The sequence below is a fragment of the Actinoallomurus vinaceus genome, from assembly GCF_039542055.1.
Lineage (GTDB): Bacteria > Actinomycetota > Actinomycetes > Streptosporangiales > Streptosporangiaceae > Actinoallomurus > Actinoallomurus vinaceus.
The window spans coordinates 531100-545446 of sequence record NZ_BAABHK010000003.1; the positions used below are offsets into that span (position 1 = coordinate 531100).

The 14347-nt window shown below is 68.0% G+C and carries 16 protein-coding genes; 5 read left to right on the plus strand and 11 right to left on the minus strand.

Going from position 1 to position 14347, the window contains the following annotated elements:
• The first annotated feature begins 194 nt into the window (after positions 1 to 194).
• The gene (locus tag ABEA24_RS13420) at positions 195 to 548 is read left to right on the plus strand and encodes a VOC family protein (protein ID WP_345431086.1); all 354 of its coding nucleotides are present in this window, start codon (positions 195 to 197) and stop codon (positions 546 to 548) included.
• A 206-nt stretch (positions 549 to 754) separates the two neighbouring features.
• On the opposite strand, the gene ABEA24_RS13425 is transcribed toward ABEA24_RS13420, so the two are convergent.
• The gene (locus tag ABEA24_RS13425; protein ID WP_345431087.1) at positions 755 to 1099 is read right to left on the minus strand and encodes a hypothetical protein; all 345 of its coding nucleotides are present in this window, start codon (positions 1097 to 1099) and stop codon (positions 755 to 757) included.
• Positions 1100 to 1247: 148 nt separating this feature from the next.
• Between ABEA24_RS13425 and ABEA24_RS13430 the strand changes: the two genes are divergently transcribed.
• Positions 1248 to 2099, plus strand: coding sequence for an SDR family oxidoreductase (locus ABEA24_RS13430; RefSeq protein WP_345431442.1), 852 nt, complete (start codon positions 1248 to 1250; stop codon positions 2097 to 2099).
• Positions 2100 to 2569: 470 nt separating this feature from the next.
• The gene (locus ABEA24_RS13435; protein WP_345431089.1) at positions 2570 to 3556 is read left to right on the plus strand and encodes an alpha/beta fold hydrolase; all 987 of its coding nucleotides are present in this window, start codon (positions 2570 to 2572) and stop codon (positions 3554 to 3556) included.
• Positions 3557 to 3688: 132 nt separating this feature from the next.
• Here ABEA24_RS13435 and ABEA24_RS13440 read toward each other — a convergent pair whose 3' ends face one another.
• Positions 3689 to 4309 (minus strand): dihydrofolate reductase family protein, encoded by a 621-nt coding sequence (locus ABEA24_RS13440; RefSeq protein ID WP_345431090.1) that lies wholly within the window; start codon positions 4307 to 4309, stop codon positions 3689 to 3691.
• Positions 4310 to 4851: 542 nt separating this feature from the next.
• Between ABEA24_RS13440 and ABEA24_RS13445 the strand changes: the two genes are divergently transcribed.
• Entirely contained in the window at positions 4852 to 5589 is a 738-nt protein-coding gene (locus ABEA24_RS13445; RefSeq protein WP_345431443.1) for a dienelactone hydrolase family protein, read from the plus strand.
• A gap of 170 nt (positions 5590 to 5759) precedes the next feature.
• Here the strand turns inward: ABEA24_RS13445 and ABEA24_RS13450 are convergent, their stop codons facing one another.
• The 4 genes from ABEA24_RS13450 to ABEA24_RS13465 all read right to left on the minus strand — a co-directional run bounded on the left by ABEA24_RS13450 (position 5760) and on the right by ABEA24_RS13465 (position 7713).
• Positions 5760 to 6200 carry a DUF3995 domain-containing protein gene (locus ABEA24_RS13450; protein ID WP_345431091.1) on the minus strand — a complete coding sequence of 147 codons (441 nt, stop codon included), beginning with the start codon at positions 6198 to 6200 and terminating at the stop codon, positions 5760 to 5762.
• Positions 6201 to 6309: 109 nt separating this feature from the next.
• Positions 6310 to 6636 carry a DUF6191 domain-containing protein gene (locus ABEA24_RS13455; protein ID WP_345431092.1) on the minus strand — a complete coding sequence of 109 codons (327 nt, stop codon included), beginning with the start codon at positions 6634 to 6636 and terminating at the stop codon, positions 6310 to 6312.
• A 52-nt stretch (positions 6637 to 6688) separates the two neighbouring features.
• Positions 6689 to 6877, minus strand: a complete 189-nt coding sequence (locus ABEA24_RS13460; RefSeq protein WP_345431093.1) for a DUF397 domain-containing protein — start codon at positions 6875 to 6877, stop codon at positions 6689 to 6691.
• Positions 6877 to 7713 carry a helix-turn-helix domain-containing protein gene (locus ABEA24_RS13465; protein WP_345431094.1) on the minus strand — a complete coding sequence of 279 codons (837 nt, stop codon included), beginning with the start codon at positions 7711 to 7713 and terminating at the stop codon, positions 6877 to 6879. Before ABEA24_RS13465 ends, ABEA24_RS13460 begins: the two co-directional genes overlap by 1 nt.
• 119 nt (positions 7714 to 7832) lie before the next feature.
• Here ABEA24_RS13465 and ABEA24_RS13470 point away from each other — a divergent pair, with 119 nt between their 5' ends.
• Positions 7833 to 8105, plus strand: a complete 273-nt coding sequence (locus ABEA24_RS13470) for a hypothetical protein (RefSeq protein WP_345431096.1) — start codon at positions 7833 to 7835, stop codon at positions 8103 to 8105.
• A gap of 28 nt (positions 8106 to 8133) precedes the next feature.
• Here ABEA24_RS13470 and ABEA24_RS13475 read toward each other — a convergent pair whose 3' ends face one another.
• The 5 genes from ABEA24_RS13475 to ABEA24_RS13495 form a co-directional block, all read right to left on the minus strand.
• Entirely contained in the window at positions 8134 to 8715 is a 582-nt protein-coding gene (locus ABEA24_RS13475) for a hypothetical protein (RefSeq protein WP_345431097.1), read from the minus strand.
• Between the two features lie 102 nt (positions 8716 to 8817).
• Positions 8818 to 9894 carry a WD40 repeat domain-containing protein gene (locus ABEA24_RS13480; RefSeq protein ID WP_345431098.1) on the minus strand — a complete coding sequence of 359 codons (1077 nt, stop codon included), beginning with the start codon at positions 9892 to 9894 and terminating at the stop codon, positions 8818 to 8820.
• Between the two features lie 175 nt (positions 9895 to 10069).
• The gene (locus ABEA24_RS13485) at positions 10070 to 10828 is read right to left on the minus strand and encodes a trypsin-like serine peptidase (RefSeq protein WP_345431099.1); all 759 of its coding nucleotides are present in this window, start codon (positions 10826 to 10828) and stop codon (positions 10070 to 10072) included.
• Positions 10829 to 11076: 248 nt separating this feature from the next.
• The gene (locus ABEA24_RS13490) at positions 11077 to 12600 is read right to left on the minus strand and encodes a PstS family phosphate ABC transporter substrate-binding protein (protein ID WP_345431100.1); all 1524 of its coding nucleotides are present in this window, start codon (positions 12598 to 12600) and stop codon (positions 11077 to 11079) included.
• Positions 12601 to 12877: 277 nt separating this feature from the next.
• Positions 12878 to 14341 carry a glutamate synthase subunit beta gene (locus ABEA24_RS13495; protein WP_345431101.1) on the minus strand — a complete coding sequence of 488 codons (1464 nt, stop codon included), beginning with the start codon at positions 14339 to 14341 and terminating at the stop codon, positions 12878 to 12880.
• Between the last annotated feature and the right edge of the window lie 6 nt (positions 14342 to 14347).

Consider the following 14347-nt stretch of genomic DNA (forward strand, 5'->3'; position numbering starts at 1 on the left):
GCCGCCGTGATGCGCGAGCACATCGACACCAGCCTGGGTGTCCAGGCCGCCCGGCGGCCACGTCGACCGGCCGAGGACGCGGGCACCGACGACCGCTCACTGCTGCAGGACTCCTGACATCACCGGCGTGTGTGTCGACACGCCGCAGCGTTCGGAGGACCATCATGCAGAGCCGTTGCAGGCAGGAGGATCGCATGCGCGCCAAACGCATCATGGCCAACCTTCGCGTGGCCGACATCGAGGCGACGAAGAGCTTCTACACCGACTACCTCGGGCTCGGCACCGAGGAGTTCAACATGGGCTGGGTGGCCCGCTACACCTCTCCCGACCGCAAGGCGAACATCCAGCTCGTAACGGGCGACGCGACCGCACCCGAAGACTCGGTCATTTCCGTCCACACGGATGACATCGACGGCGCTTACGAAGAAGCGCAGAAATTCGGCTACGAGATCGTGCACCCACTGACCACAGAGGCATGGGGCGTGCGCCGGTTCTTCGTCCGAGCCCCGGACGGCAACGTAATCAACATCGTCCACCATCGGGACTGAGACACCGATGTGGCCCTGATCTCGTTCATCATGGGGTTTCAGTCAGGGCGCGCTGGTTTTGCGCGCGGAGGAGCCGGTACCGAGGGCTGCCGTCCTCGCATTACCGGTCCGGTCAGGCCGGTGACGTGCCGGCCTGACCGAGATGCCGATGATTACCTGAAGGTTCGCTGCGACGGGCGGAAACACGGGTGCCCGGCCGCTCGAGCTCAGGCGGTGGGGGTGGTCACGGTGGTGTCGGCGTCGGGTTCGCTGTCGGTCGGCTTGGCGTCGCCGCTGTGCGCGTCGACGAAGTCCTCGCCCAGGACGTCCTTGGCCACCCGCAGATGATCCAGCTCGATCTCTCCGCGGTCGGCGACATGGCCATCGATGGCCTTCAGGATGCGCTCCACCGTGTCGTGGTCGTGGCCCAGGCGCTGCTCGGCGTAGACGGCCACGCCCAGCTTGAGCAGCAGCTTCTGTGCGCGCCGGTGCTCGTTCCACTCCTCGACGGCCTCGACGCCGGAATCGAAGCCCTTTTCGGTGATGTCGAATGCCTTGGTAATGAAGCTCATATCGCACCTTTTCTGCGCTTGTGGTCCGTACCGCCGGACAGATGATCAGATATGCGCAGGTGAGATCATAGAGCTCCCGAGCCCACCGCTCGATGCCTGACGGGCGGTGCCTGCGATGGAATTTCCGTCTGGAGGCCGCGTGGCGACGATGGCGGGCAAGGCGTGCCTGGTGACCGGCGCGAGCAGCGGCATCGGCAAGGAGACAGCGGTCCGGCTGGCGATGCTCGGCGCCACCGTGATCATCGTCGCCCGCACACCGGCGCGCGGTGAAATGGCCGCCGAGGAGATCCGCCGGCGGGTACCTCACGCGCGGGTCGACGTCATGGTCGCGGACCTTTCGAGCCTGGCGGAGGTACGCCGGCTGGCCGAGGAGGTCCTGGCCCGGTACGACCGGCTCGATGTCCTGGTCAACAACGCCGGTGTGATCATGATGCGCCGGCAACTGACCGCCGATGGGCTGGAGACCACGTTCGCGACCAACCATCTGGGGCCGTTCCTCCTGACCAACCTGCTGCGCGGTTTGTTGGAACGCAGTGCTCCCGCGCGGGTGGTCACCGTCTCGTCGGCCGCTCACAAGCAGGTCCGTACGATTCCGTGGGATGACCTGCCCCACGGCGGGCCGGCCGGGTACCGGCAGACCTATCCCCTCTCGAAACTGCTGAACATCCTGTTCACGTTCGAGCTGGCCAGGCGCCTGACGGGCACCGGCGTCACCGCCAACTGCCTGCATCCCGGCTTCGTGCGTACCGCCCTCGGCCGCGACGTCACCGGCGTGCTCGGCGCGGTGGTGCGGCTCGTCCTGCCTTTCCAGCCCGGTCCCGCGACCGGTGCCGACACCCCGGTGTACCTTGCCGGCTCACCGGAGGTCGCCGACGTGACCGGAGGCTACTTCGTCAAGCGCAAGCCCGCCGAGCCAAGCGCCCTGGCCAGAGACGCCGGGGCTGCCACGCGGTTGTGGACGCTCAGCGAAGAGCTCGCCGGCCTTGCCCCCGGCCGGTGACCGACGAGCGATCGAATTCCCGGGACGGCGGACGGGACCAGGCAGGTCGCATCGTCAAGGCCGAGTACGTCTGATCCCGACCCCAGCCGTCCCGCCGCGTACCGAAGCCGAGGGAAGGCGCCGGACAGCAGCGGCTTCACCACGTCGACGTAGAACGTCTTAGCCAGCTCAGCACCGGACAGCTCGTGATCGTCCACCGAGACAGCCCACCAGATGGGACACCGGTCCGGCCAACCATTTGACAGCGACGCCGGCTCATACCGCTGACCGGGCGTTCAGGCTCGACCTCCTCGTGGCGAACGGGGCCGAAACCCGCGTAGCGCTGTTTGCCAAACTGGCTACAAGGTTCGTGACGGTCCCGCCGACCGCGTGATGATCGATGCAAGAGCCGCTGGATGGCGGCCGTCCTGGTGACGAGCCGGCCGGTGGTAGCCACTGGACACATGGGGATCGAACGCTTTGGAGGATCGATGTCGCAAGCTGCTGAGAGCGCGGAGGTCACGCACCGCCTCGTGTCGTCTGCTGCCGGTCGTATCCACCTGGTGGAGCAGGGATCCGGTCCGCTGGTGCTGCTGGTCCACGGGTTCCCTGAGTCCTGGTATTCGTGGCGTCACCAGCTGCCGGTGCTGGCCGCGGCGGGCTACCGAGCGGTGGCCGTCGATGTTCGCGGCTACGGCCGCTCCTCCAAGCCCGCGGACGTGGCCGCGTACCGGATGCTGGAACTGGTCGAGGACAACGTCGCCGTGGTGCACGCGCTGGGCGAGCGGACAGCGGTGATCGTGGGCCACGACTGGGGTGCGCCCATCGCCGCCAACTCCGCCCTGGTCCGGCCCGAGGTGTTCCGGGCGGTCGGATTGCTGAGCGTGCCGTACGCCCCGCGCGGCGGGCCACGGCCGAGCAAGATCTTCGCGCGGATGGGCGGCGATGAGGAGTTCTACATCAGCTACTTCCAGACGCCCGGCCGGGCCGAGGCCGAGATCGAACCCGACGTCCGCGGCTGGCTCGCCGGTATCTACGCCGCCCTGTCCGCCGACACCATGCCGCCCACCGACGCCCCGAACCCGCTCTCCGTGTCCCCGGGCGGGACGCTGCGCGACCGGTTCCCCGCCGGGCGGCTGCCCGCCTGGCTCAGCACGGACGACCTTGATTTCTACGCCGCGGAGTTCGAGCGGACCGGCTTGAGCGGGGCGCTCAATCGCTACCGGAACGTGGACCGGGACTGGGAGGACCTCGCCGACTTCGACGGCGCCCCCATCACCCAGCCGTCCCTGTTCATCGGCGGCGCGCTGGACGCCCCCACCAACTGGAGGGCCGACGCCATCGCGGCATACCCCACCACCCTGCCGGGCCTGGTCTCCTCGCACATCCTCGACGACTGCGGCCACTGGATCCAGCAGGAGCGCCCTGCGGAGGTCAACGAGATCCTGACCGGATGGCTCGCCTCCCTGCCCGCGTGACGCCGAGCCGTACGCGACCCGGTCCCCTCTCGGCGCCAGGCCGGGGCGTGAATCGTCAGAGCCCCGGGAGCGATCGAAGGCCGCCCGGACGCAGCCACGTTGCGTTCGTTTCGCACGCCGAGGTAAAGAACATCAGCCGTTCTCAGGCTGGGGCAGGTGCGCCTTGGCGTCGTCGTACGTGCCCGTGGGAGTCGACTCGGCCGGGGCGTAGATGAGGTGCAGGACGCCGGTGGTGAAGGCCTGGGACGAGACGAGCCGCAGCGGAATCGGAGACTCGCCCTCGTCGAACAGGCGCATGCCCTTGCGTACGGCGATCGGGTGGACCAGCAGATGTAGTTCGTCGAGCAGACCGGCGGCCAGCAGCTGACGGACGATGGAGACGGAGCCGCTCATCGCGATCTCCGTCGCGCCCGACTCGTTCTTCAGCGCGGTGACGGCCTCGACGAGATCGCCTCGCAACTGCTCGGAGTTGCGCCAGGTGAACCGGAGATCCTGGTTCGAGACCACGATCTTGCGCGCGTCGCCGAGCGCCTTGGCCATGCCGGCGTCCTCGCCGCCCGCGGCCTCACGGTCCGGCCACGCACCCGCGAAGCTGTCGTAGGTCTTGCGGCCGAGCAGCAGCGTGTCCGCGGCACCCAGCTGGGCGGTGACGGCCGCGCCCATCTCGTCATTGAAGTACGGGAAGTGCCAGTCCTGGGGGTCCTCGACGACGCCGTCGAGCGCGACGAACAGGCCGGCGCTTATCTTCCGCATCGAACCACTCCTTGATCATCATCATGAGGTCGCGTGTCACCTGATCTGACCGTTCCCGGAGTGGAAACTCATCGACAACCGCCAAGGAGTGTTCGCGATGAGTAGTGACGGCAGGCCCCGGTCGGACACCTTTCTACCAGGGGGTGAGCTCAGGCGTTCTCCGCCGGGGCGGAGCCTCGTTGAAGCCGGAGCGCGACCCCGTATACACACAAACGCGCTCTCCTGTTCACGTTCTCGCAGGAAATCGGAGATCGCGGAGTCACTTTGTGTGCAAACGGCTTCGACCTCCGGCGTGCTGCCGAAATGGACGCCAGCGCGAACCAGACGGTCGCCGGTTATGCGGTGAGCGTGGCAGGCGTGGTCGCAGGGCACCGGGCAAACGTTCGCCCTGCGAGGTCTGCGTGATATGTTCGGCGCCGCCATGCGGCACCACGGCTGGAGGAGGTGAGACCGATCAACGCTGTGATGACAGGTCGGGGCTCCCTCCCCTGCATGGTCTAGGGAGCGCCCGCACAAGGCACCCCCGAAAGGCCTTGAACGCCATGCGCTTCAGCTTGACCTCTCAGACGTCGACCGACGGCGTCACCGAACAGTCCTTCACCCTCGGCGAGATCCCCGGCGTGCTGTTCACGCCGCAAGGCGCCATCGGCCCCCGCCCGCTGATCCTTGTGGGACACGGTGGCGGCCAGCACAAGAAGGCCCCCGGCGTCTTGGCCGGTGCGCACCAGTTCGCCGCCGAGGGGGGTTTCGCCGTTGCGGCGATCGATGCCCCTAACCACGGCGACCGGCCGAAAGACGAACAGTTCATCCGGCTCGCGGGCGACATGCGTGCCCGCATGGCCGCCGGAGAGGATCCGATCGGGTTGGTCGTGGCCATGCACGACCTGCTGGCCGGGCAGGCCGTCGCCGACTGGCAGGCCGTTCTGACCGCGGTCCAGGAGCTCGACCACGTGGGCGCCGGCCCGGTCGGCTATTGGGGTGTGTCGATGGGCTGCGGGCTCGGTGTGCCGCTGCTCGCCGCCGAACCCCGGATCAGCGCCGCGGTGCTGGGCCTGCTCGGCGTGCCCGGGCTGGCCGAGACCGCCGCCCGGGTCACCGTGCCGGTGCAGTTCCTGCTCCAATGGGACGACACGCTGGTGCGCAGGGACCAGGCGTTGGCGCTGTTCGACGCCCTGGGATCGACCGACAAGACGCTGCACGCCAACCCCGGCGACCACGGGGAAATCCCCGCGTTCGAGACCGACAATGCGCTGCAGTTCTTCGCTAGGCACCTCGGATAAGGCCGCCGCCTTGTAGCTCGCGACGCGCCGGTCGGGCTCGGTTCCCGGCCGGCGCGTTCAGGCAGAAGCGCCTCGGCCTCCGACTACCCCGACACTCGACCGAGCGACCTCGACACGGTCGCCGCCCTGGCCGCTGCTGCGGCTGCTCTTACGCTACTGAACCTCGCCGCTCACCGCACGCTCCGATCAGGTCTGCGATCATCCCGACGGAGCCGTTCGGTTGACACAGGAACCGGGATGCTCGCGGCTCTGGCAGTGGCGATCCAGAGGATGCCCCAGGTCAGGAAGAACGGCGACCAGAGGATGAGGTCCCAGCGGGCGAGGTGGCGGGACAGTTCAAGGTATTGGGGCGGTGGTGGTCGCAGTCCGGTGAGGACGAGCGTGTCGCCGAGGAACCCGAAGCCGATCGGTCCGATCGAGCGAAGCACCATGAGGACGCCGAGTGTCCAGGCTGGGATTGCCAGGAGTCTGCGTGGGAGGTGTCTTCCCCACGGCTGGATGGTGGCGAGCGCGAAGAGCACGCCGACGATCGCAACGGCGAACATCAACCAGTAGCCGGCGACGAACCACCCGTCGCGAGCCAGCATCCGCACCCTGAGGTCCGGCCTCATCGGTTCTTTGTCCACCAGGACCCCGGAACCGAGGGCTTGGGCGAATTTCAGAAGGCCATACGCCGTGGTGCATACGCAGGTGCCGAAGGCGGGCCACCGGGCCAGGCGTTCATTGGTTCGCATCGCGGTCCGGGTTCGATTTGGTGATGTAGGCGACGTTCTGGTCGAGGTCGACTCGGTTGGCGGGTGGCGCGCCGTCGGCGTCTTCGTCGCGCAGGACGCGCTCGACCTGGCGATGGTCCAGTTCAGTCCGTTTGCTGCCCTGGAAGGCCGCCGTGAATTCGTCGAACCCCGTCGCCGAGAGCGGCGTACCAGAACGCCGGCGAAGCCAGGGCAGAAGCCCGTGACCGGTTATCCGGATCCAGGCGCGTTCGAGCCCGGCGAGCGCGAGGAGCATACACGCAAGAACCGGAAGCGCTGCTGCGTACCCGGCCATGATCAGGCTCCCTGGAACGCGTCGGCGAGGTAGCGGTGCACGGAGGTCTTGGTCACTGGACGCGGTCGCCGGGCAGGGACGCGCCAGCGTCCGGCTGCCCGGCGGTCAACCGGGCGACCTCGACGCAGTTGCCGCCCTGATCGCTGCTGCGGCTGCTCTTTCGCCACTGAGCGACCTCGACGCACTGGCCGCCCTGATCGCTGCTACGACTGCTCTTACGCCACCGAACCTCGCCGCTCATCATTCTCCGATCAGGTCTGCGATCATCCGGACGGAGTCGTCCGGCGGGAGCGCACAGGCACGCATCAGGTCGAGCCGTAGGCGGCAGTTCTCAACCTCCTCCGGGAGCCCGATGATCTGCCCGCCCCCGAAGGCTTCAGCGTAGACGAGCTTCGTCTCGTCGGGGAGAGTGAACAAGGTCATCGGGCCGCTCATCCCTCCGTGCGCACCGACCGCGAAAGGGAGCACTTGGAGCACGATGTGCGTGGACCGCGAGATGTGCACCAGCCGGGCGAGTTGGTCCCGCATCACCTCGGTGCCGCCGACCGGGCGTCGGAGCACGGCCTCGTCGAGGATGACCCATAGGAGCGGCGGATCGCTGCGCGTGAGGATCTCTTGGCGGCTCATGCGGGCGGCGACGTGCCGCTCGATCTCCTCGTCGCTGTCGCGGACCCGGCCCGTTTTGATCTGAGCGCGAGCGTAGTCTTCGGTCTGGAGCAGGCCCGGCACGGCCTGCGGCTCGTACTCAAGCATCTCGGTGGCCTCGGACTCGACCTCGACGAAGGGACGAAACCACTCGAGGTAGGAGTGCTTGATGATCCGCTTCCAGAGGCGGGCGAGGGCGCCGTTGGTGCCCAGGACGCTGTCGCACGCCTTGATGAACTCGGTGCGGGGCGCGCGTCTGCCCGTCTCGACCATGGCGATCATGGAGGGGGACATGTGGATCGCGCGGCCCAACTGTTCCTGGGTGAGGCCTGCCTGTTCGCGGTAGAAGCGCAGCTCGTCGCCCCAGTAGGCGAGCGCCGTGGTGCCGGAGACGGTGCCCGTGGTCGGTTTGCGGGATGTCGTTGATGCCATTGCCGGGCTCCTCACCTCGCGCTGACGCGATCCGATGTCGCATGAGCCGCCCTAACGGCTCCTTCACCACGGACGCGAATGCACACTCAGAGTAAATGAGCAAGGACAGAGTGTGTTGCATGACGAAGATTTCCGCATTCACCGACCTCGAGCAGGAGGCGGCGGAACTCGCCGCCGAATACGCGCCCCGGCCCTTCGCGCTGTGCTGGACCGACGCCGAGCAGGACGACGGAGGTGTCCTGTGCTGGGGCCTGCAGCTCCGCGACGGTCACGCCATGGTCTGCGCCGAGTCCGGCGACTGGCGTGGGCGGTTCGACGACGCCGAAACGGCGCGGCGCGTCTTCTCCCGTACGCGAACGGTCACGCTGGTCTGGCTCGACGCCCCAGAATGAGGATCAACGCGACGTCGCGGTGGACGGCTCAGTCGCGTGTCGGCGCGGTCTCGAGCCGGCGGATGATCGGGCTGAGCAGTTCGTTGAGTTCTTTGACCATGGCGGCCACGGCGAGGCCCGCCGTGTCGGCGAGCGTGTCGGATGGGCCGTCGGGGGCCGGTGGAAGCGCACCGAGCGGGATCGGCGCGTCGACGAGCAGGGTCGTTCGCAGGAAAGGGCTCCGGGTGACGTCCTGGTCGGTCGGGTCGAGGTACTGCCCGAAGGTCTGCGGCCAGTCGCGCCAGCCGCGGTCGCGCCACCAGTCGCGGGAGGTGGTGAGCTGGGTGGGAAGCGGTGAAACGAGCATCGCGTGGACGGTGAGGCCGCCGTCCCAGGGGTTGCGGTCGCAGGCGGCGGTCAGGATCCGCCGATGCCAGCGCACGTACGGGGGCACCGGCGTCGTGGCGAGCCGCCATGCGGCGCAGGCGAAGGTGACCGGGGCGATGTCGCCCCACGATCCCTCGAACGCGGCGGCGTTCTGGCGCACATGCTCGGCGTAGCGGCTCGCCCCGTCGGCAGCGCGCTCCCGGTCGTAGTCTCGGTCGATCCAGAATGCCTCGTGCTCGCCCATGCACCCTCCTGAGGGTTTCGTTCCTGCGACCAAGCCAACGCGATCTTCGACCTCACTTGGCGGTTGTTCTCTCAGGGCCGACCCGATGGAAGGGAAGGACTGTCAGCGGGCTGCGAGCGTCAGATCCCAGAGGCGAAGGACGCCGCCAGAGGCTTGGACGACGGCGACGGGAGTACCTGCGATTTCGGCGACCGTCTGAAGGTGGTGGCCGGTGAGCGGGTCTCCGATCTGTTCTCCCCTGGCGAGGTCCCACACGCGGATGTCACCGAGACTTCCGGTCACGGCCACCCTCTGTCCGGCGATGGTCGCGATGCCCATTCTTTCGATGCCCTCGGCGTGGCCGGTCATCGGCGATCCGATCGGGTCCTGGGTCGCCAGGTCCCAGACATGCAGTCTGGCGTCGTCGCCGCCGGCCACCACCACCGCGCGGCCCGCCAGCTCGGTTATCGCGATGGCCCTGACGCCGGGCTCGATACCGGTCAGATCCTCTCCGATCTGCTCGCCGTTGAGGATGTCCCAGGCCTGCAGGAAGTCGTCGTCTCCTCCGGTCACGGCGACCGGCCGGCCGTCGACGAGGGCGGCGCCCATTTCTCCGTTGTAGCCGCCTTCGAGTTCTGCCACGGGTTCACCGGTGGCCATCTCCCACGCCTGGAGTTTGCCCTGCTCGCAGCTGCTGACGACGAGCGGCCCCCGCGCGGAGGGAACGGTGGTGAGCGAGCAGACTCCGAGATCGTGGCCGATCATGACTGTGCCGACCCTGTTTCCGGTGCGCAGATCCCAGACCCGCACGATTCCACCGCTGGAGTCGTAGTCGTCCTCGAATGAGAAGTCGAACCGGTCGCCACCGGTGACGACCACGGGCCGCCCGTCGAGGTGCGACACCGTCATGCGCGAAGCGATGTTGTCGGCCCTTATGACGATCTTGCGCCGCCCGTACTCGTCGTCGCCTTCATCCCAATAGTCGTTCTCGAGGTACCAGGCGTCGTCGGGGCCGGCGGCGTCGAGGTCCAGGGGACGGCCGGCGCATTCGCCCCCGCGGAGATCGCAGGTCCACAGCACCGCGTGTATGTCGACACTGACCGAGACGGGCGCGCCGTCCAGCTCGATGACGGGCGTGGGGTACCGGCCTGGGTCATGAGAGTGGCCGGAGTAATCGCGCATCATTCGATCATCAGTCACCCGGACAAGGGTAACGATCTTCGCGACAGACGCGGTGCTGCGACAAGGGTGGATGAGAGCCGTATCCGGCGGTGAAGCAAGGGCGGCGGAGTACCGACGCCGGCAGAACCAGCCGGCCTGACCAGGATCGCGGACGCAGCCCGGCCCTTCAGGGCCGGGCCGGTCCGTCCGCGGCTCAGGAGGCGGTGCTGCCCGCGTTCGCCTGCTGCCACAGCGTGTAGATGCTGGAATCCCACTGGGATCCGTAGCTCGTCTCCACCGTCGAGCCGCCTTCTTGGTACCCGCCGACGACCGCGCCGATGGTCGTGGTATTCCACGGGGCGGACTGGTAATGCTGGAAGGAGGTTCCGCTGACCCCGTCCGTGTACGACGCGCAGTCGACCTTCCAGTAATCGACGCCGCTGAATTTCACGGAGCTGACCGGGGTCTTGCATCGGTACGGGACATCCTGGTCGCCGGGATACCCGAGGAGGTCGACCCGCTCACCGGCCTTGAACGGGTCGGCAGACATCCGCACGGACCCGGTTTTGTCGCCCAGGTGGTAGTCATGGCCGGTCGCTGACAGCCTCACCAGCGCGTAGTCGTACCGCGGGTTATCGGCGATCCCCCACCGTGAGTCGATGTAGTAGTCGGCCAGCGGCCAGTTGCCCAACGGACCGTTGCCACCGCTGTACTGCGGCACGAACGCGCCGAGCTTTCCGATCGGCACGCCATATCGCTTGACGCAGTGGGCCGCGGTGAGAACGAGATCCGACCCGACGACGGTGGCCGTGCAGTTGAACCCGGGAAAGACGATCCGCCCGACCGTGGGGACGGGATCCGCCGGATCCGAGGACTTCGGACTCGGGGCCTCCGTCGACGGCGAGTTCTTCAACAGTCTTGTCTTGGTCCAGTAGCGGATCGTCGCCTCGGCCTCCGCCTTCGTACTGTTCAACGACCCGGTGTCCACCTTGATGGGCCGCCCTGTGGGCTGTGGCCGGGGAGTCACCGAATCGGCGCGTGCGATACCTGAGGACGCGACCACGCATGCGGCAGCGGTCAGCGCGAGGGGGAATTTATGCAGCAAGTGCGACCTTCCACTATTTGCGCAGCGTACCCATTGATCTTGCCAAGACTAACCAGATTTGGTCAGAGCGAGACATAAACCGGCGGATTACCACCTAAGGGGAATCGGCCCGAAGGTCACGGCCGGCAGCGCTTCAGACCGTCGGGCGAGTAGCACGGCACGTCCCCCAAGGCCTTCAGCACATCCTGGCCGCTGCCTCTGATCATGTAGTTGAGGAAGCTCGACGTCAGAGAGCCGGGGACCGGCATGCCATTGGTGTAGGCGTACTCGATCTCGGTGAAGCGATAAGTGTCGGCGGCAATGGCCGTGGTCGACGGCGCCTGGCCGTCGATGCTCAGCGTGTGCACGTTCCGGGAGGTCGCGGCGGCCCGCAGTTCGCCATAGCCGATGGCACCCGGCACCTGGGCGACGGTCGCGAGGACCTCGCCGGTACTTCCCAGCTCGCAGCGGACGACCTTGTCCTGCGGGGAGTCCTTGTTCACGCAGTCCCGCGAGGTGAAGGCGGGTTCGCCCTGGCCGCCGAGGAGGCGCCGGCGGAGCAGGTCGCGAGTGCCGGAGTTGGCGTCCCGGCTGACGAGCCGGATGGGCAGGTCAGGGCCGCCGAGCTGTTGCCAGTTGACCACATCGCCCCGGTATATCCGGCGTATCTGGGCGGTCGTCAGGTTCTGGAGGTTGACCTGGTCGTTCACGACGAGGGCGAAGGCGACGACGGCGACCCGGTCCTCGTTCAGCCGGGTGAAGCCGGGCGGCTCGGTGCCGTCCGACAGGGCGAGCAGGGCCGGGGAACCGTTCTTGGCCTTGCCGCTCGCCAGTTCCCGTACGCCCTCGTTGCTTCCGTGTGCGTCCACGGTGATCTGCGAACCCGGGCATTCCGCCTCGTACCGGCGGGCGAGTCTCTCCGCGGCGGGGGCGAATGCCGTCGAGCCGACCACTCTGAGGTCTCCTTTGACGCAGCCCACGGGGGTCGAATGCCCGAAGACGACGATGCCCGCCAGGGTGAGGAGACAGAGGGCGAGGACGACGGTGGTCCCCAAGGCGACCTTGCTGAACAGGGGCGGCTTGTCGTCGACCGACATGCTGCGGGTGCGCTCCACCCTGCCTTCCCGGATTCCCCCGCTGACCGTTATCGCGCTGTCGACCGGGCCGCCGCCTAGAAGCACGAGCAGTTTGAAATGCTCTTTCACGTTGAGCGGGACACGGGGCAGATGGATCGTGTTGTCGTGGTATTGCAACCCGCCCTTGCCCCCGACCGGGTCGAAGTGGCTGAGCAGATGTCTCGCCTTGGGATCCGCGATGACCTCGACGCTCGAGATGGTGCGTCCGGTGAATACGACGTTCAGGCCGTGATTCTTGTCAGGGTTGGTGTAGTCGGTCTCCGCGATGCTACTCGTGCCGTTGTTCTCGATGCGCAGAAGCACGAGGGTGGGGTTCGGCATGCCGGGCTGCGCCGTGAAGAGCCCGAACCGTTCCTTCGGCTGCCCTTGGCCGTCGCCGCCGATCGCGGTGTCCATCTGCACGCGGTGGCCGATGCGTTTGCCGCGCCGCGTCCGGAGCTGGAAGACCGAGCCGACGGCGGGCGCGATGAGTCCCAGTAGCGCGGCGACCACCGCGATGATGTTCTCCGGGCTGATCCAGTTCACGTCCCCGCGCCCCCACCCCGAAAATTGCCCCTACAACAGGGTATTTGGCGACAGGCGAGTTAATTGGCTCCTTAACTTTCTGGCCGCGCAACGTTCGCGCGGAGTTGGCGCCGGACCCGGACGCACATAAACGCGCCGCCCGTGGCGCGTTCTCGCAGGAAAGCGAAGATCGATGAACGACTTTGGGTGCGAGCGGGTCCGGCGCCTTCCAGGACCAGCCGGCCTGAACAAGCGTGTGGGGCACGCCCGGGCTCGGGCGTGCCCCACACGATTTCGCTCAGACCAACGGGCGGGCGGTCGGCGGGATGGCGACCGGCAGGGCGGAGCGGCCCTGCAGCCACGTGTCGACGGCGGCCGCCGCGGAGCGGCCCTCGGCGATCGCCCAGACGATCAGGGACTGGCCGCGGCCCATGTCCCCGGCGACGAACACGCCGTCGACGGAGGTGGCGTACGAGGTGTCGCGGGCGACGTTGCCGCGCTGGTCCAGCTCCACGCCGAGCTGCTCCAGCAGGCCCGCGCGCTCCGGCCCGACGAAGCCCATGGCCAGGGTGACGAGCTGGGCCGGGATCTCGCGCTCGGTGCCCTCGATCGGCTCGAAGCCGGTCTCCGGGCCCCGTACGTCGACGACGCGCAGCGCCCGGACCCGGCCGTTCTCGTCACCGAGGAACTCCAGGGTGTTGGTCGCGTACGCGCGCTCGCCGCCGAGGTCGGCCAGCTCCTCGTGGGCCGACTCCATCTTGAACAGCATGGGGTAGGTCGGCCACGGCTGACCGCCGGGACGGGCCTCCGGCGGACGCGGCATGATCTCCAGCTGGGTGATCGACAGCGCGCCCTGCCGTACGGCGGTGCCGATGCAGTCCGCGCCGGTGTCGCCGCCGCCGATGACGACGACGTGCCTGCCCTCGGCGGAGATCGGCGACTCGGTGATGTCGCCCTCCTGCACCTTGTTGGACGGCGGGAGGTACTCCATCGCCTGGTGGATGCCCTCGAGCTCCCGGCCGGGGACCTTCAGGTCGCGCCAGGCGGTGGCGCCGCCGGCGAGGACCACGGCGTCGTACGACGCGCGGAGCTCGTCGGCGGTGATGTCGACGCCGATGTTCGCCGAGGTGCGGAACTCGGTGCCCTCGGCGCGCATCTGGCCGAGGCGGCGGTCGAGGTGCTTCTTCTCCATCTTGAACTCGGGGATGCCGTAGCGCAGCAGCCCGCCGGGCCGGTCGGCCCGCTCGTACACGACGACGTCGTGGCCGGCGCGGGTGAGCTGCTGGGCGGCGGCCAGGCCCGCCGGGCCGGAGCCGACGACCGCGACCTTCTTGCCGGTCCTGACGGCCGGCGGCTGCGGCGTGACCCAGCCCTCCGCGAACGCCCGGTCGATGATCTCCACCTCGACCCGCTTGATCGTCACCGGGTCGGAGTTGATGCCCAGGACGCAGGCGGACTCGCACGGCGCCGGGCACAGCCGCCCGGTGAACTCCGGGAAGTTGTTCGTGGCGTGCAGCCGCTCGATCGCGTCGCGCCACTCGTCCCGGTGGACGAGGTCGTTCCACTCGGGGATGAGGTTCCCCAGCGGGCAGCCGTTGTGGCAGAACGGGATCCCGCAGTCCATGCAGCGGGACGCCTGCTTCTCCAGCGAGCCCTTGGGGAAGTTCTCGTACACCTCACGCCAGTCGCGGATCCGAACGTCGACGGGGCGACGCTTCGGGAGTTCCCGCTGATGGGTCATGAAGCCCTTCGGGTCAGCCATGTCTCC